A 17,765-nucleotide genomic window follows, 5' to 3' on the forward strand; every position below is an offset into this window, starting at 1 on the left:
CAGGTCGGCCGCTCAGTTGGTCAGTTGCAGCTTGGAGAACTTGTTGGCGATCTGTTGGAATACGTTCGGCAGTTTGGCCGGATCGTTGACCGCATAGTAGCCGCTCGAGTCGGAAGCGCAGGCGCTGTAAAGCGCACGGTTTGCCGCGGTGTCGGATTGGAGCACCATGGTGTAGATTTGCACACCTTGGTTCTTCAACTGCGTGCACACGCTCTTGGTCCAGCCGTCCACATTGCGGGCCGCCGTCGTCTGATTATCCGACCCAAAGCGGCCACCCGCCAGATAGCCATAGGACGTGTAGTCGGACCTTGTCAGCTGGTTACTGGCGCCGTAGACGACATTCTCGCCATCGGTGAGCAGCATGACGATCTTGCTGACGCCCGGCGTCCTGAACGGCGCACCATCCGTGTAGGGCGCCCCTGGCGAAAGCACCCGCATACCCCATGACAGGCCTTCCGAGACATTTGTGCCGGAGCCGTTCCATTCCGTCATCTGACTTGCTGCTTTGCGCAATTTATCGAAATCATCGGTCAAGGGAACAATCGGGGTGGGGCAGGAACGGTTCGGGCCAACGGTTACCGCGCTGCCGGTTTCGGTGACGATCTTGTTCGTCGAGGCCACGTATTTGGCGACTTTTTCCAGGTCCGCGTCGACCGTGCCACCAAGCAGACCGCTGAGATCGATGCCGAGAATATTGACGCCTGGCTTGGCGAGTTCGGTCTTGTCGATGGAGTCGTCGAGGTAGGAATTGTTATAGCCGGTGACAGAGTTGCCGTAGGAGCCTGACGGCTTGGTGGCAGCCGCAGGATCGTCGGGAGCAAAATAGGGCACGAACAAGGTGTCCGGATTCGACGGATCGGGCGGCGTGTCGGAGATGTTGTAGGAGCCGGAGCGAGCCTCGACGCAGCCCTTCCACCCGGTGCCGTTCCACCCTCCCTTTTGCCCAAGTTGCTTGAACAGCGCCATGTGATTCGGCCGCTTGCCGTCGATGACAGGGAAATTGATGCCATTGGTGGGCGATTTCCCGTCCATGTCGATCCAGGCCGGATCGAACCCGTCGCCATTGACGTTGACGGCCGTCACGAATGGAACCAGTGAGGCGCGGACCTGGCGCGTCGGCGATTTTGTCGCCTCGAGCGTGTCCAGCAGCGACTTTGTCGCCGTCCTCAATGCCGTCATGCGGGCGCCGGCCATCGAGCCGGTATTATCCAGCACCAGAACGACTTCGAGCTGGTTGTTTGATTCGACGGCCGACGCTTCGACCACGATGTGCTTGTTCTGGCCAAACAGGAAGGCGAAGTTCAGGTTGACGTCCGCCGAGGCGACAGCCTTGGTCTTGATGAAGTTGACCCCCCTGTCGGCGGTCAGCGTCGCTTGTACGTTGATGAGTTCGCCATGCCCGGCGATGTTGGCCTGAAAATAACGGTCGAAGGCGTCGGTGCGGGTAATGTCCAGATCGCCAAGATGCGAGGAGGCAAGGTTTGCCGCGTCGAGAGCATTCTGGAGGTTGCTTTTTGCCCGCATGATGGTGGTCACGTCGACCGCGAAAGCCACGGCTGACAAGATGGCCGGCAGGCCCAGCCCGAGCAATAGCGTGAAATTGCCGCTCCTCGAGCGCCAGAATCTGTTGAGAAGCATCCTTACCCCAGGAAATGCTTGCCGCTTGTTATGCGGGTTGACCGGGCTTTTGCCCCTTCCATGATGAACCGACCGTTGACAGCGAGGCTCAACCCTGCACAACCTGACATTGTGGTTAAGGGCTGGTTGCCGTAAAATCGCCGGGCCGTACCGGCGCTGCGGCTTGATTTTCCAGCGCCCTGCGACATCGGGGACGCCGCTTGCGCTTGCCTTATCAGTGAATTGCTGTATAGACGCCGCCAATCTGCCGGTCCCAGCTGGGGGCTGAACGGAGGGCCGGAGGTTTTTATCAAAAGCCTTCGTGTGAAGCCAGAAGCGCTTCCGCCTCCCGTGTCTCCGCTCTCGACCGTCTCGTCATGCTCCTTTCTTCCCCGCGCCTCGTTGGGCTCCACGGGTCAGAGAAGTTGCAGAGGCTTTTGCCGCCGGGAACCGGGAGAGAAACGAAGAAAGGCACGAAAGACATAATGGCTCTTTACGAACATGTGTTTCTTGCCCGGCAAGACCTCTCGCAGCAGCAGGTCGATGCGCTTGTCGAACAGTACAAGGGCGTCATCGCAGCGAATGGCGGGTCCGTCGGCCGGGTCGAGAACTGGGGACTGAAGTCCCTCACCTACCGGGTCAACAAGAACCGGAAGGCCTACTACACGCTCATGGATTTGAACTGCCCGCCGGCGGCTCTCAACGAGATGGAGCGCCAGATGGGTCTGTCCGAGGACGTCCTGCGTTTCCTGACCATCAAGGTCGAGGCGCATGAGGAAGGTCCCTCGGCCATGATGCAGAAGCGCGAAGAGCGCTCCGAGCGCGGCAGCTTCGGCGACCGCGACCGTGGCGATCGTGGCCCACGTTCGTTCGGCGACCGCGATCGCGGCGACCGTGGCGATCGTCCGCCGCGCAGCTTCGGTGATGCCGGTGGCGAGCGTGGTCCGCGCCGTCCGCGCGAAGGCTTTGAAGGGGGTGCAGAATAATGGTCGACATCAATCAGATCCCGACCCGGCGCCCATTCCATCGTCGCCGCAAGACCTGCCCGTTCTCCGGTGCCAACGCGCCCAAGATCGACTACAAGGACGTGCGTCTCCTGCAGCGCTACATCTCCGAGCGCGGCAAGATCGTGCCGTCGCGCATCACCGCCGTCAGCCAGAAGAAGCAGCGCGAGCTCGCCAAGGCGATCAAGCGCGCCCGTTTCCTCGGCCTGCTGCCCTACGTGGTCCGTTAAATACGATCCAAGCGGGCGGTTTTACCGCCCGCTTTTCCTGCCGATCGCGACGGGCGCGACCGGTTCCGAACCAAAAATCCCGAGTTGGATTTCGAGAGAAATCCTAACTGCCTGAACAGGCAGGACAGCGACACCGGCGCCACGTCGTGCCCAGAGCTTCCTGACCTGTTCCACAGACATTCGGCGTCGATCCCGGGGATTGGCGTCCAACCAAAGGAACAAAACCATGGAAGTCATTCTTCTCGAACGCGTTTCCCGCCTCGGCCAGATGGGCGATACCGTCAAGGTCAAGGACGGCTTTGCCCGTAATTTCCTGTTGCCGCAGGGCAAGGCGCTGCGCGCCAACGAAGCCAACAAGAAGAAGTTCGAAGGCCAGCGCGCCCAGCTCGAAGCCCGCAATCTGGAGCGCAAGTCGGAAGCCAGCCAGGTTGCTGAAAAGCTCGACGGCAAGAGCTTCATCGCGGTCCGTTCGGCCGGCGAGACCGGTCAGCTCTACGGTTCGGTGTCGACGCGCGACATCGCCGATCTGCTGACGGCGGAAGGCTTCACGGTCAACCGCAACCAGATCCAGCTCAACCAGCCGATCAAGACAATCGGTCTCACCAATGTGGCGATCGCGCTGCATCCGGAAGTCGAAGTCACGATCACGCTCAACATCGCCCGCACAGCCGACGAGGCCGAGCGCCAGGCCAAGGGCGAGACGCTGACCACCGCCGAAGCCATCTATGGCGACGACATCAACGACAATGCGCGACCGGAAAACTTCTTCGATCCGAACGCCGAGTTCGACGGCGGCGAAGACAACGCCTGACGGGACAGTCTGGGCGCCGGACCGGCACTCAGACCATCCCGCCGCTTTCCAGTCATTCTGGACTAATGCCCGGGCCTCTCGCCCGGGCATTTTTGTGCCAAAAGGAACTTTTCGAAACCCTACATATTGATGCAGAATAGGACAGCCTGTCTGACCGTGAGGGGACATCTGAGCATGAATATTCTGTTGAAGCGCATTCTCGACCGCCTGGTGCGCTCGGGCAATCTCAAGGTAACCGGGCCCAAAGGCGCGACGTTCACCTTCGGCGACGGCAGCGGCGAGCCGGTGCACATGCACATCAAGACCAGGCATGCCGAACGCGCCATCACTTTCGATCCGATGCTGGCGGTGCCTGAATCCTACATGGACGGCGAGCTCGACATTCTCGAGGGCGGTGTACTTGGATTGATGCGCATCGCCTTCCAGAACATGGGCAGCGGCGGCATCGACGCGACCTGGTCGAAAGCCATCGAGGGCCTGCGCCACGCCTTCCGCCGGCTGCAGCAGATCAACACCACCTCGCGCTCGCGCCGCAACGTGCAGCGCCACTACGATCTTTCGGGCGAGCTTTACCGGCTCTTCCTCGACGAGGACATGCAGTATTCCTGCGCCTATTTCGAGCAGCCGGACATGACGCTGGACGAGGCCCAGGCGGCCAAGAAACGGCATATCGCCGCAAAGCTCAGGCTGAAGGCCGGCCAGACCGTGCTCGACATCGGCTCCGGCTGGGGCGGGCTCGGCCTTTATCTCGCCAAGGCGTTCGACGTCGACGTGCAGGGCGTGACGCTGTCGACGGAACAGCATGGCGTCGCCACCGACCGGGCGCACGCGCAAGGGCTGGAGAACCACGTCCATTTCGAGCTGAAGGACTACCGCGAGATCAATGAACGCTTCGACCGCATCGTTTCGGTCGGCATGTTCGAGCATGTCGGCGTCAACCACTTCCGGACCTTCTTCGACAAGGCGGCAACCTTGCTGAAGCCCGATGGCGTGATGCTTCTGCACACGATCGGCCGCTCCGGCGTGCCTTGGGCGACCAGCGCCTTCATCCGCAAGTATATTTTCCCGGGCGGCTACATACCGGCAATGTCGGAAGTGCTCCCGGCGATCGAGAAGTCCGGCCTCGTGGTCACGGACATCGAGATCCTGCGGCTCCACTATGCCGATACGCTGAAGCATTGGGGCGAGCGCTTCGCCGCCAACCGCGACAAGGCCAGGGCGATCTATGACGAACGCTTCTGCCGCATGTGGGAATTTTATCTCGCCGCCTCGGAAGCCGCGTTCCGCTGGCAGGACCTGGTCATTTTCCAGTTCCAGATCGCCAAGAAGAACGACACGCTGCCGATGACCCGCGACTACATGGCCAAATGCGAAAAGGCGCTGGAAATGCGTGACATGGGCCACCGCGAGGCGGCTCCTGTCGAAAAGCCCGCCAAGCCCGCCCGTCGCCGCAAGGTGGCGGAGTAGGCATACCATCGGCACGCCGTTCGCCATTGGCGCTTGCCATTCCCGGCCCATGCCCTGAAAAAAGGCCTCGTGATCGTCGCGAGGCCTTTTCATGACCTATCTCATCTATGCCGCCGCAGCACTGGCCGAGATCGCCGGCTGCTTTTCGGTATGGGCCTGGTGGCGGCTGGAAAGGTCGCCGCTGTGGCTGGCGCCAGGCTTCGCCTCGCTGCTTCTGTTTGCCTGGCTTCTGGCGCTGGTCGACATCAATGCCGCTGGCCGCGCCTATGCCGCTTATGGCGGAATCTATATCATTGCCTCGTTGGCCTGGCTGTGGCTGGTGGAAGACGTACGGCCCGACCGCTGGGATTTTGCCGGTGCCGCGCTTTGCATCGTCGGAGCTTCGGTTATCCTGCTCGCACCGCGAGGGGCATAGCGTGGAATTGCCAGCATCTCTTCGACAAGCTGTCGATCGTATCCTGGAAAGGGTTCCGCTGCCGGAGCTGAAGCAGGCGGCGAAAACCCTGTCGGACCGCTACCGGGCCGAACTTCGCGACGGCCGTCTGCACATGGCTCAGGACATGGCGGTCAAGGCTTATCTGGCGGCGCGGCTGCCGGCGACTTATGCCGCGGTCCGCGCCAGCCTTGGCGCTTTGAATGAGGCCCGGCCGGATTTCATGCCGAAAACCTTGCTCGATGTTGGCGCTGGCCCTGGTACGGTGCTTTGGGCCACCAGCGATCTCTGGCCTGATCTCGAACAGGCCGTGCTGTTGGAAGCAAGTGCCGCGGTGCGCAAGGTCGGCGAGATGCTCGCCGCCGATGCGCTTGCCGCCCGAACCGTCTGGCAGGCCGGTGACGTCACGATCGACCTTGGTGACGTTGAGTCGGCAGACCTCGTCACATGCGCCTATGTGCTGGACGAGATCGTGCCGGCATCCCTGCCCAAAATGGTCGACCGGCTATGGCAGCTCACGAAAGACACATTGCTGATCGTCGAACCAGGCACGCCGGCGGGCTGGCAGCGAATTCTGACAGTGCGCACGCAATTGATCGCGGACGGCGCGCATCTGCTGGCGCCTTGTCCGCACCAGGCACCCTGCCCGCTCAGCCCGCCCGACTGGTGCCACTTTTCCCGCCGCGTCGCCCGCTCGCGCCTGCACCGGCTGGCCAAGGACGCCGAGGTGCCGTGGGAAGACGAGAAATTCATTTTTGTCGCCGCGTCGCGTCAGCCGGCCGCCTATCGAGCGGCGCGTGTGATTGCGCCGCCGAAATCCGGCTCCGGCAAGGTGTCGCTGAAACTTTGCGAGCCGGACGGAGGCGCGGGCGAAAAGCTGTTTACGAAGCGGGATGGGGACGTGTTCAGGCTGGCCAGACGCCTGGACTGGGGCGATGCCATGGACCCCGGCACCACTTAAGTGGCCGATTGTTCTTGCTTCGTTCCATGGCCTCGCATAAGAATCGAAGCCCGCCGAGTCAACCGGAATCGGGGCACAGGAACACTGTCCTGTGGACGGTTTGCCGTCCCTGTGAACAAACGGGGCATCGGGGCCGTTTGGTCGTACGGTGATGCAGAAAGGTCAGCATGGTTTCGCCTCGTTCTGATATCGAAAGGCCGGGATCGAAATCGGGGGTATCATGGCAGAGGCAGCGCGAAAATTCGGCGTGGCGGAGCAACCGCTTTATCGCGAGGCGCCGAACAACATTGAGGCGGAGCAGGCGCTGCTCGGCGCGATTCTCGTCAATAACGATGCCTTCTACCGTGTCTCCGACTTCCTGAAACCAGGCCATTTCTACGAGCCCCTGCACCGCAGGATCTTTGAAGTCGCGGCTGAGCTCATCCGCATGGGCAAGGTGGCGACGCCGATTACCTTGAAGACCTTTCTGCCGGCCGACGAGAAGGTCGGCGACATGACGGTGGCGCAATATGTCGTGCGGCTGGCGGTGGAAGCCGTCACCGTCGTCAACGCCACCGACTATGGCCGTGCCATCTACGATCTGGCGACGCGCCGCGCGCTGATCACCGTCGGCGAGGATATGGTCAACATCGCTTATGACGCGCCGGTCGACATGTCGCCTTCCGAGCAGATCGAGGACGCCGAACGCCGCCTGTTCGAACTGGCCGAAACCGGACGCTATGATGGCGGCTTCGAGAGCTTCACCGACGCGGTCAAGACCGCCGTCGACATGGCGAACGCCGCCTATATGCGCGACGGCGGTCTGTCGGGCCTGGCCACCGGCATGCGCGATCTCGACCGCCGCATGGGCGGCCTGCAACCCTCCGACCTGATCGTCCTTGCCGGCCGTCCGGGCATGGGCAAGACGTCGCTCGCCACCAACATCGCCTTCAACGTCGCCGAGGCCTATGTGCCGGCACAACAGGCCGACGGCTCGTTCAAGGCGGCCAATGGCGGCGTCGTCGGATTCTTCTCGCTCGAAATGTCGTCCGAACAGCTCGCAACCCGTATCATTTCCGAACAGACGGAAATCTCTTCGTCGAAGATCCGCCGCGGCGAAATCAGTGAAATGGACTTCGAAAAGCTGGTCGCCTGTTCGCAGACCATGCAGAAGATTCCCCTTTTCATCGACCAGACCGGCGGCATCTCGATCGCGCAATTGTCTGCCCGCGCGCGCCGCCTGAAGCGCCAGCGCGGCCTCGACCTCATCGTCATCGACTATATCCAGCTGATGCAAGGGTCCAGCGCCAAGGCATCGCAGAACCGCGTCCAGGAAATCACCGAGATCACCACGGGCCTGAAGGCGTTGGCAAAAGAGCTGACCGTGCCGATCATCGCGCTCTCACAGCTGTCGCGTCAGGTCGAAAGCCGCGACGACAAGCGCCCGCAGCTCTCGGACTTGCGCGAATCCGGTTCGATCGAGCAGGACGCCGACGTCGTGATCTTCGTGTACCGCGAAGAATACTATCTCAAGAACCGCGAGCCGAAGCTTGGCACCGAGGAATACGTCAAGTGGGAAAACGAGATGAACGAGATGCGCGGCAAGGCCGAGGTCATCGTCGCCAAGCAGCGCCACGGGCCGACGGGCACGGTCACGCTGGCCTTCCACGGTGAATTCACACGCTTCTCCGACCTCGCCGAGGAGCATCATATTGCGGAGAGGTTCGAGTAGCTTCTTGAGAAAGGTCTCATTCCTTCGCGCCCCCCTCTGTCCTGCCGGACATCTCCCCTTCAAGGGGGGAGATCGGCAATTTCGATTCTGTCGCTCACCTTGCAACGATGACGATAGGCGAAAGCCGTCGCGACATCCGATCTCCCCCCTCGAGGGGAAGATTGCCGGCAGGCCAGAGGGGAGCGCTGTCCCGCCAAGCTATCCAGCGATGTTCGAATCGGACCGCGCCTGATGGCCAAATCCCGCGTTCAATTCATCTGCCAGAATTGCGGATCGGTGCATCAGCGCTGGGCCGGCAAATGCGATGCCTGCGGCGAGTGGAACACGCTGGTCGAGGAAGGCACGTCCGGCGGTATCGGCTCGGGGCCGGCCAACACCCGCAACGCCCGCAAGGGCCGCGCGGTGGTGCTGACGACGCTTTCCGGCGATATAGAGGATGCGCCGCGCATCGTCTCGGGCATTGGCGAACTCGACCGCGCCACCGGTGGCGGTTTCGTGCGCGGCTCGGCGCTGCTGGTCGGCGGTGATCCCGGCATCGGCAAGTCGACGCTGCTCACCCAGGCCGCCGCCGCTCTTGCCTCGAGAGGCCACCGCATCGTCTATGTCTCAGGCGAAGAAGCCGTCGCGCAGATCAGGCTTCGCGCGCAGCGCCTCGGCGTCGCGTCCACCCCGGTCGAGTTGGCGGCGGAAACCAATGTCGAGGACATCCTCGCCACCATCGCGGACGGCAAGCGCCCGGACCTCGTCATTCTCGATTCGATCCAGACGCTTTGGACCGATCTTGCCGATTCGGCGCCAGGCACCGTTACCCAGGTGCGTGCCGCCGCCCAGGCGATGATCCGTTACGCCAAATCCACAGGTGCGGCGATCGTTCTCGTCGGCCATGTCACCAAGGAAGGCCAGATCGCGGGCCCGCGCGTGGTCGAGCACATGGTTGACGGCGTGCTCTATTTCGAGGGCGAAGGCGGCCACCACTACCGCATCCTGCGCACGGTGAAGAACCGCTTCGGACCGACCGACGAGATCGGCGTTTTCGAAATGTCGGACAAGGGTTTGCGCGAAGTCTCCAACCCATCGGAGCTGTTCCTTGGCGAGCGGCATGCGAAATCGCCCGGTGCGGCCGTTTTCGCCGGCATGGAGGGCACAAGGCCCGTTCTGGTCGAGATCCAGGCGCTGGTCGCGCCGTCCTCGCTCGGCACGCCGCGCCGGGCGGTGGTCGGCTGGGACGGGGCGCGGCTGTCGATGGTGCTGGCGGTGCTGGAGGCGCATTGCGGCGTTCGCTTCGGCCAGCACGACGTCTATCTCAACGTCGCCGGCGGCTATCGCATCAGCGAGCCGGCGGCCGATCTCGCGGTCGCCGCAGCACTGGTTTCCTCGCTCACCGGTCTTGCCCTTCCCGCCGATTGCGTCTATTTCGGCGAAATCAGCCTATCGGGCGCGGTGAGGCCGGTTGCGCATGCGCAACAGCGCCTCAAGGAAGCCGAAAAGCTGGGTTTTGGTAGCGCGGTTCTGCCCTTGGGCAGCGAGGAACTTGCTGGAGGGATCGGGGCCGGCGCTTTCCAGCCCACCGAGCTTACCGACCTCGTGGCGCGCATAGCCGGCTCGCGGCGCAGCCGCGCCGACGATGAAGAGTGACGCGGCTCGTCGAGCCGTGAAAAAGAGATCGGAGTGGGGCGAAAGACATGCCGATTACGCTGCTTGACGGAATTCTCGTCGGCTTCACCCTGGTCTCGGCGATGCTCGCCATGGTTCGCGGCTTCTCGCGCGAGGTCCTGTCGGTCGTCTCGTGGGCGGCGGCAGCAGCGGCGGCTTTCTTCTTCTACAAACCGGTCCTGCCCTATCTGAAGCCCTACATCGAAAATGAGAAGATCGCGATGGCGGCCTCCGCCGGCGTCGTCTTCATCATCGCGCTGATCGTCGTCTCGGTCATCACCATGAAGCTCGCCGACTGGATCATCGATTCCCGCATCGGCGCGCTCGACCGGACACTTGGCTTCCTCTATGGCGCCGCGCGCGGCATCCTGGTGGTGGCGGTGGCACTTTTGTTCTTCAACTGGCTGGCCGGCGCCAAGGCTCCGGCCTGGGTCACGGATGCCAAATCGCGGCCGTTGCTGGAATCGATAGGCGCCAAGATCGAGAACCTGCTGCCAGCCGACACCGAAAACGCAATTCTCAAGAAGTTCAGCCCGAAAACAGGCGCCGAGACCCCGGCTGCGCCCGATGCACCGGCGGCGGATGCGCCAGCGGCGGATGCGCCGACAACAGGTGACGACGCCAATGCGCCGGCTCCTGACGATAATGACGCCGGCCCGGCGGACAACACGGCCAAGCCGGCGCCGGCAGCACCTGCTAACTGACGCCCCAAACGGGGCGCCAGAACGTGCGACCATGTGAAGGACTGCAGGCAGTGCGTTGCTTTCGACGCGCGAGCGCCTTATATGGCGATTTTAGCGGAGCTTAAGATGGCAGACGCAGACGACGTGCTTTCCGCCGAGGCCGACGACCATTTCCATGACGAATGCGGCGTGTTCGGCATTTTCGGCCGGCAAGACGCGGCAGCCATCGTCACGCTAGGCCTGCACGCGCTGCAGCATCGCGGCCAGGAGGCGGCCGGTATCGTTTCCTATGACGGCACGCAGTTCCATGTCGAACGCCATGTTGGCCTGATCGGCGACACATTCACCAAACAACGGGTCATCGACAGCCTGCAGGGCAACCGGGCCATTGGTCACACACGCTACGCCACGACCGGCGGCGCCGGCATGCGCAACATTCAGCCCTTCTTCGCCGAACTCGCCGATGGCGGCTTTGCCGTCGCCCATAACGGCAATTTGACCAATGCCATGACAGTGCAGCGTGCATTGCAGAAGCAAGGCGCGATCTTCTCTTCCACTTCCGACACCGAGACGCTCCTGCATCTGGTGGCGACCAGCAAGGAACGGGATCTCAACTCGCGCTTCATTGATGCGGTACGGCAGGTCGAGGGCGCTTTTTCGCTGGTGGCGATGACAGCCAAGAAGATGATCGGCTGCCGCGATCCACTCGGTATCCGCCCGCTGGTGCTGGGCGATCTCGACGGCGCATGGATCCTTGCCTCCGAAACCTGCGCTCTCGACATTATCGGCGCGCGCTTCGTGCGCGACCTGAAACCCGGCGAGATGGTCGTCATCACCTCCAAGGGCATTGAAAGCCTGTTTCCGTTCGAGCCGCAGAAGACCCGCTTCTGCATCTTCGAATATGTCTATTTCGCCCGGCCGGACTCTTCGGTCGAGGGCCGCAACGTTTACGAGGTGCGCAAGCGCATCGGTGCCGAACTGGCGCAGGAAAACCCTGTCGAGGCCGACATTGTCGTGCCGGTGCCGGATTCCGGCACACCGGCGGCAATCGGCTTCAGCCAGGCGGCGGGCATACCCTTCGAACTCGGCATCATCCGCAACCATTATGTCGGCCGCACCTTCATCCAGCCCGGCGATTCGATCCGCCATATGGGCGTCAAGCTGAAGCATAATGCCAACCGCCGCATGATCGAGGGCAAGCGCGTGGTTCTGGTCGACGATTCGATCGTGCGCGGCACCACCAGCCAGAAGATCGTGCAGATGGTTCGTGACGCCGGCGCCAAGGAGGTGCATATGCGCATCGCCTCGCCGCCGACCAGCGCCTCCTGCTTCTACGGCGTCGACACGCCGGAGAAGTCGAAGCTTCTGGCTTCGCGCATGTCTGTGCAGGAAATGGCTGAATTCATCCGCGTCGATTCACTCGGCTTCCTGTCGATCGACGGCCTCTACCGCGCCGTCGGCGAGGCCGGCCGCGACAGTGAGCAGCCGCAATTCTGCGATGCCTGCTTCACCGGCCAGTATCCGACCCGCCTGCTCGACTTCGAAGGCCACGACAATGTGCGCACCCTGTCACTGCTGGCGACGAGCGGGTCGTAGGATTGCCGGACCATCATCAGCCCAGCCAGACTTCCGGAATCCATCGCATGACCCTCGACCTCACCGGCCGCGTCGCGGTCGTCACCGGCGCCTCGCGCGGCATAGGCTATTTCATCGCCAGGGAACTGGCGGCCGCCGGTGCCCATGTGATTGCGGTTGCGCGCACCGTTGGCGGACTGGAAGAGCTCGACGATCAGATCAAGGCAGGCGGCGGCCAGGCAACGCTGGTGCCGCTCGACCTCGCCGACATGGCCGGCATCGACCGGCTGGGCGGCGCCATCCACGAGCGCTGGGGCAAGCTCGACATCCTCGTCGCCAATGCCGGCGTGCTCGGCGTCATCTCGCCGATCGGCCATGTCGAGGCCAAGACCTTCGAAAAGGTGATAACCATCAACGTGACCTCGACCTGGCGGCTGATCCGCTCGGTCGACCCTCTGCTGCGGCTCTCGGATGCCGGCAGGGCCGTCATTCTTTCTTCCAATACCGCGCATTCGGCGCGCGCCTTCTGGGCGCCTTACGCAGCGTCGAAGGCGGCGGTCGAAACCATGATGCGCTCCTGGGCGCATGAGACGCAAAGCTTGCCGTTGCGAGTCAACGCCGCCGATCCAGGTGCCACCCGCACCGCGATGCGAGCCCAGGCCGTCCCCGGTGAGGATCCGGAGACGCTGCCGCATCCTTCAGAGATCGCCAAGCGCATCGTGCCGCTGGCCAGCCCCGATTTGAAGGAAACCGGGCTGATCTTCCAAGCCAAGCACAACCGCTTCGTCGCTTATAAGCAGCCGGAATAACCTAGGGCTGCAAGACGCTGGTTTCAGAAATCCGCCGGATCATCACGCGGCTGTGATTTAAGGTGGAAAGGCCGCGCCGCGGTCATGCTTTCGTCATTTCCGCGGAGTTGGTAGAATCGTAGCGACTCCCACAACAAGCGCCCGAGCTGGGCAGAACAAGGAAATTCCCATGGCTTCGACCGCAGCGTTGGTCTGGTATCTGGTAATCGCCGGCCCGCAGGGTGGCATGGTGGTGCTGCCCAGCACCTTCGACAAGCGTGAACAATGCACCGCCGCCATCACCGAATATCAGAAGCAGCCGACACCGACCGGCTGGTCTATCCAATGCGTGCCGAGTGCCTCGCCCTTCACCGACGAGGGCGATGCCGAACAGCCGTCAGCCCAGTAAAGCTTAATCTCCCCCTTGAGGTGGAGACGGCCGGCAGGCAGAGGAGGCTCGCCGCGCATGAAGCGCCGGCCTCCTTTATTCATCAGGAAGTCGCGTCAGGACGTGCCGGCCCTCTGTCGCCCTTGGCGACATCTCCCCTCGAGGGGAGATCATCAGCGCTGGGCCGTCACCGTCAGTTCCGGCTTCTGATTGATGGTTTGGAACACCACGCAATAGCGCTCGGTCAGTCTCAGCAGTGAATCGATGCGTTCCTGCGTTTCATCCGTGTCGAAATTGAAATTGAGCCGGATGGCGCGAAAACCGACCGGTGCGTCCTTGGCGACACCGAGCGTTCCTCGAAAATCAAGATCCCCTTCGGCTTCCACCGTGGCGGTGCCGAGCTTGAACTCGAGCGCCGTCGCCACCGCCTTCAGCGTTACCCCGGCGCAGGCCACCAGGGCTTCGAGCAGCATATCGCCGGAGCAGAGCTCAAGCCCTGAGCCGCCCGTTGCCGGATGCAGGCCGGCGATCGCCAGCGCCCTGCCCGTCTCCACCTTGCAGGCGATCGACTGGTCGTCGAGGCTGCCCCGGGCCTTCAGCGTGATCAGCGCGCGCGAAGCATCGTCGCGGTAGACCTCCTTGAGCGGTGCCTGCATGGCCTTGAGTGCGGTGGCGTCCATTTTCCGTTCCTTTCGGGGGGTCCTTTCGCCTTGATAGCATTGTCTTGCGAGGCATGTGCAAATCCTGAGAGATGCTAGCGAAGGAACGCGGCGGTAATTGTGCCGAACCACTGACTTCGACGTTTCCTTTGACTTCGACCGCCCCAGCCATACCTATGCGGCAGTCGTTCTCGCGGAGGCACCATGCCGCTCAAACTGAAACTGGTCCCTCTCATCGTTTTGATGCTTGCCGCCTTTGCGCAGCCCGTGCTTGCCGAGACCACCGAGCGGCCGGTACCCACAGGCGGGGTGCTGTCGCTGCTGCCGCAGCCGCAGACTACCAATCATTCGATCACGCTAGCCGGACGCAAGCTCGACTATCAGGCAAAGGCCGGCACGCTGTCGCTGCGTTCCGGCAAGGGCGACGTGACGGCGGAGATGTTCTATGTCGCCTATGTGTTGCAGCCGCCGGCGACCCCGGTAAAGGAGCCAAGACGCCCCATCACCTTCGTGTTCAATGGCGGCCCGGGAGCAGCTTCCGCTTATCTGCATATCGGCGCGCTCGGCCCGCGCATAATCGCAACCGGCGCCGATGGCGAATTCCTGCCCCCGCCGCAAAAGCTGATCGACAATCCGGACAGTTGGCTCGACATGACCGACCTCGTCTTTGTCGATCCGGTCGGAACCGGCTACAGCCGTGAGGCACCGGGCCAGGACACGCATGATTTCTGGGGTGTCAATCAGGATGCCAGTTCGATGGGCGCTTTCATCCGGCTGTATCTCGCGCAGAACGGCCGCACGGGATCGCCGCTGTTCCTCGCCGGGGAAAGTTATGGCGGGTTCCGGGCGGCACTGCTGGGCCGCACCCTGCAGGAAGACATCGGTGTCGGCCCGAGCGGCATCGTGCTGATCTCGCCGGCGCTGGAATTCATGCTGGTGCTACCCGACCAGTTCGAGCCGCTGCATTGGGCGCTCGAACTGCCTTCGCTGGCAGCGGCACGGCTGAGTGCCGACGGCGTTGCCGGCGAGGCGCTGCGGGCCAAGCTCGCCGAGATCGAGCGATATGCATTGGGCGACTATCTCACCGCGATTGCGAGCGGACTGGAGGAAGGCGGGCGAGTTGCGAGCAAGCGCGTGGCGGAAATCACCGGGCTGCCGCTCGATGTCGTGCAGCGGAATTTTGCGCGCGTCCCGACCGACCTGTTCGCAAGGGAGTTTGCCCGCGCCAGAGGTAAAGTGCTCAGTCCCTATGACGCCATGATCGGCACGGCCGACATCGCGCCCGAGAGTGCTCGCATTGCTGGCCCCGATCCGGTGCTCGACCGCAGCGTGCCGGCGCTGACTTCGGCTTTCGTCGGCTATGTCCGCGACGAGCTGAATTTCCGCACCGACGTCAGCTATCGGCTGCTCAACGGGGAGATCACCCGCAGTTGGGATTACGGCACCTCGCGGCAGGGTTATGCCGGTGTGATGACCGATCTGCAGCGAGCGCGGGCGCTCAATCCATCGCTGGGCGTCGTGATCGTCAACGGCTATACCGACCTGGTCACACCCTATCTGGCCTCACGCTATCTGGTAAGCCAGCTGCCCTCACTTGCCGATACCAAGCCCATTCGCCTCGATGTCGTCGAAGGTGGGCACATGATGTACTTGCGCCCGGACGGCCGGCGGGCGCTGAAGGATGCGGCCTCGGAACTCTATCAAGCCACGCAGTGAGCGCGTTGGCCCTGCCCCAACGCATGCCTGGCGCTGGAATAGCGCCGCGCAGGCTTTCCCCCGTATAGCTGATGGCAGCGGAGCCGACGGGACAGGAACCGCCATCACGCAAGCAGTCCGACGCCGCATGGCCGATATCGCTATTCTCGAAACACGCGAAAGGGTTCTCGCCGGAATCCTTTTGACCGGCGCCGCCTACTTGCTGTTTTCGACGCAGGACGCCTCGATCAAGCTGCTGGTCACCGGCCTGACGGTCTGGCAGATCATGTTCTTCCGCAGTGTCACCGTTCTCGGCGCTTGCGCGGTGATCGGCGGGCGGGCGCTGTTTGCCGACACGGTGCGCTCGTCGATCGTACGGCCAATGCTGGTGCGCAGTGCCTTCACGCTCGCCGCCTGGCTTTGTTATTATAATGCCGCCCGTAGCCTGCAGCTCGCCGAACTGACCACTGTCTACTACGCGGCCCCGATCATCGTCACCGTGCTTTCGGTATTCTTGCTCGGCGAAATGGTGCCGTTGCTGCGCTGGCTGGCGGTATTGATCGGCTTTGCCGGCGTCTTCGTCGCTTGCGACCCCACCCATCTCGGTCTGTCCGTTCCGGTGCTGCTGGTACTGGCGGCGGCTCTCCTATGGGCCATCGCCATCGTACTCCTGCGCAAGACCGCGCTTGCCGAACGCTCGATGGTCCAGCTCCTGCTCAACAATTTCTATTTCCTGATGTTTTCGGTGGCGCCGGCTCTGTTGTGGTGGCATGCGCCGGATTTGCCTCAGTTGCTGCTTCTTGCCAGCGTCGGCGCGCTCGGCGGCCTGGCGCAATATCTTCTCTTCGAAGGCATGAAACGCACGCCGGCATCGATCCTCGCCCCACTCGAATATAGTTCGCTGTTGTGGGCTTTCGCGCTCGGCTTCGCGATCTGGGGCGACGTGCCGCGCCGCGAGGTTTTCCTGGGCGCCGCCCTTATCGTCGCCGCCGGCCTGCTGATCGTGGGCGGCGAGCATTTCCGCAAGCGGTTGTGATGTGGATGGCCTTCACTGCTGACATGACGATGGCAGGACATGGCGGGATAGGCTGGCGGCATGACTGACATGGCGGCTACGACCGAGACCCCCGAACGCACGCTTGGCATCATATTGGTGTCGTCATCGGCTGCCGTGTTCGGTCTGACCGGTGTGCTGACCAAGTCGATCCATGCCGATCCGCTGACGATCACCTGCTGGCGCGGCTTTGTCGGCTCGATCCTGATCAGCCTCTATGTGCTGTGGCGCCGCCACCGCTCGGGCAACCGTGAAACGCTGCGGCTTGGCTGGCGCGGCTGGCTGCTGGCGGTGGAAGGCGCGCTCGCCAGCATCGCCTTCATTTCCGCCTTCAAGTTCACTTTCGTCGCCAATGTCGCGGTCATCTATGCGACGTCGCCTTTCATTGCCGCCCTGCTGGCCTGGGTACTGGTACGCGAACCTTTCCGCCTGCAGACGATGGTCGCGGCCGCCGTCTCGTTATGCGGCGTGGCTATCATGGTCTGGTCGGGGTTCGGCACCGGAAAGCTGTTCGGCGACGGGCTGGCGCTGCTGATGACGATCGGCAGCGCGCTCTACATGATCATGGTGCGCGCCTTCCGCGACACACCCGTGGTGTGGGCCGGCGCGGTTTCGGCCTTCCTGTTGTTCATGCTCGGCTGGTTTGTCACCGATCCCCTGGCCGTCTCTGCAAGGGACGCCGTTCTGCTTGTAACGTTCGGCGCTTCCTTCGCATTGGCTTCCATCCTGTGGACGGAGGGCGCACGGCTTATCCCGGCGCCTGAATCCGGCCTGCTCGGCTCGGCGGAAGTGCCGTTCGCGATCCTGTTTGCCTTCCTGTTCCTGGCCGAGATCCCACCGATGGCCAGCATGATCGGCGGTGCCATCGTGCTCTGCGCGGTGTTCGCCCATGCTGGCCGCGACTGGCTGGCGGCCCGCTCCCAACAGGTCGCGTCAAATATTTCTTAAAAAAGTGACACGGTCACGGAACCATTACCGGACTCAGACATTGTTGGTGCGACGGGCCACCCCCCAAGTCCCCCCAAACCCCTCGGCC

The 17,765-nt window shown here is 62.8% G+C and carries 17 protein-coding genes; 15 read left to right on the forward strand and 2 right to left on the reverse strand.

The window, feature by feature from the left end; all coding sequences use genetic code 11:
- Window positions 1–12: 12 nt before the first annotated feature.
- Window positions 13–1,638 carry a pilus assembly protein gene (locus FJ938_RS19400; protein ID WP_140696366.1) on the reverse strand — a complete coding sequence of 542 codons (1,626 nt, stop codon included), beginning with the start codon at window positions 1,636–1,638 and terminating at the stop codon, window positions 13–15.
- A 464-nt stretch (window positions 1,639–2,102) separates the two neighbouring features.
- Here FJ938_RS19400 and rpsF point away from each other — a divergent pair, with 464 nt between their 5' ends.
- The 12 genes from rpsF to FJ938_RS19465 all read left to right on the forward strand — a co-directional run bounded on the left by rpsF (window position 2,103) and on the right by FJ938_RS19465 (window position 13,342).
- Window positions 2,103–2,603, forward strand: coding sequence for a 30S ribosomal protein S6 (gene rpsF / locus FJ938_RS19405; protein ID WP_140610839.1), 501 nt, complete (start codon window positions 2,103–2,105; stop codon window positions 2,601–2,603).
- Window positions 2,603–2,851: a 30S ribosomal protein S18 gene (rpsR, locus tag FJ938_RS19410; protein WP_006203718.1), complete on the forward strand. Its 249-nt coding sequence runs from the start codon at window positions 2,603–2,605 to the stop codon at window positions 2,849–2,851. The genes rpsF and rpsR overlap by 1 nt, the downstream gene beginning before the upstream one ends.
- A 226-nt stretch (window positions 2,852–3,077) precedes the next feature.
- Window positions 3,078–3,662: a 50S ribosomal protein L9 gene (rplI, locus tag FJ938_RS19415; RefSeq protein WP_056563263.1), complete on the forward strand. Its 585-nt coding sequence runs from the start codon at window positions 3,078–3,080 to the stop codon at window positions 3,660–3,662.
- Between the two features lie 174 nt (window positions 3,663–3,836).
- A complete protein-coding gene (locus FJ938_RS19420; RefSeq protein ID WP_140696369.1) occupies window positions 3,837–5,129 on the forward strand; it encodes a cyclopropane-fatty-acyl-phospholipid synthase family protein in 1,293 nt (430 codons plus the stop codon).
- Window positions 5,130–5,220: 91 nt separating this feature from the next.
- Window positions 5,221–5,544 (forward strand): YnfA family protein, encoded by a 324-nt coding sequence (locus tag FJ938_RS19425; RefSeq protein ID WP_140696371.1) that lies wholly within the window; start codon window positions 5,221–5,223, stop codon window positions 5,542–5,544.
- A gap of 1 nt (window position 5,545) precedes the next feature.
- On the forward strand, window positions 5,546–6,523 hold the full coding sequence (locus FJ938_RS19430; RefSeq protein ID WP_140696374.1) for a small ribosomal subunit Rsm22 family protein: 978 nt from the start codon (window positions 5,546–5,548) through the stop codon (window positions 6,521–6,523).
- 220 nt (window positions 6,524–6,743) lie between these two features.
- Entirely contained in the window at window positions 6,744–8,234 is a 1,491-nt protein-coding gene (locus tag FJ938_RS19435) for a replicative DNA helicase (protein WP_140696377.1), read from the forward strand.
- A gap of 231 nt (window positions 8,235–8,465) precedes the next feature.
- Window positions 8,466–9,869: a DNA repair protein RadA gene (gene radA / locus FJ938_RS19445; RefSeq protein ID WP_140696380.1), complete on the forward strand. Its 1,404-nt coding sequence runs from the start codon at window positions 8,466–8,468 to the stop codon at window positions 9,867–9,869.
- 47 nt (window positions 9,870–9,916) lie between these two features.
- Window positions 9,917–10,591, forward strand: a complete 675-nt coding sequence (locus FJ938_RS19450) for a CvpA family protein (RefSeq protein WP_140610845.1) — start codon at window positions 9,917–9,919, stop codon at window positions 10,589–10,591.
- Window positions 10,592–10,696: 105 nt separating this feature from the next.
- Window positions 10,697–12,166 (forward strand): amidophosphoribosyltransferase, encoded by a 1,470-nt coding sequence (gene purF, locus FJ938_RS19455; protein ID WP_140610846.1) that lies wholly within the window; start codon window positions 10,697–10,699, stop codon window positions 12,164–12,166.
- A gap of 47 nt (window positions 12,167–12,213) precedes the next feature.
- Window positions 12,214–12,954, forward strand: coding sequence for an SDR family NAD(P)-dependent oxidoreductase (locus tag FJ938_RS19460; protein WP_140696383.1), 741 nt, complete (start codon window positions 12,214–12,216; stop codon window positions 12,952–12,954).
- A 169-nt stretch (window positions 12,955–13,123) separates the two neighbouring features.
- Complete coding sequence (locus FJ938_RS19465; RefSeq protein WP_140610848.1) at window positions 13,124–13,342, forward strand: hypothetical protein; 219 nt, start codon at window positions 13,124–13,126, stop codon at window positions 13,340–13,342.
- 152 nt (window positions 13,343–13,494) lie between these two features.
- On the opposite strand, the gene FJ938_RS19470 is transcribed toward FJ938_RS19465, so the two are convergent.
- On the reverse strand, window positions 13,495–14,001 hold the full coding sequence (locus FJ938_RS19470) for an OsmC family protein (RefSeq protein WP_140696386.1): 507 nt from the start codon (window positions 13,999–14,001) through the stop codon (window positions 13,495–13,497).
- 183 nt (window positions 14,002–14,184) lie between these two features.
- On the opposite strand from FJ938_RS19470, the gene FJ938_RS19475 reads away from it, so the two are divergent.
- From FJ938_RS19475 to FJ938_RS19485, 3 genes are all read left to right on the forward strand, one after another.
- Entirely contained in the window at window positions 14,185–15,696 is a 1,512-nt protein-coding gene (locus FJ938_RS19475; RefSeq protein WP_140696389.1) for a peptidase S10, read from the forward strand.
- Window positions 15,697–15,823: 127 nt separating this feature from the next.
- Window positions 15,824–16,711, forward strand: coding sequence for a DMT family transporter (locus FJ938_RS19480; RefSeq protein WP_140696392.1), 888 nt, complete (start codon window positions 15,824–15,826; stop codon window positions 16,709–16,711).
- 60 nt (window positions 16,712–16,771) lie between these two features.
- Window positions 16,772–17,677, forward strand: coding sequence for a DMT family transporter (locus FJ938_RS19485; RefSeq protein ID WP_140696395.1), 906 nt, complete (start codon window positions 16,772–16,774; stop codon window positions 17,675–17,677).
- Window positions 17,678–17,765 lie beyond the last annotated feature (88 nt).

This window comes from Mesorhizobium sp. B2-4-14 (assembly GCF_006442155.1).
GTDB lineage: Bacteria > Pseudomonadota > Alphaproteobacteria > Rhizobiales > Rhizobiaceae > Mesorhizobium.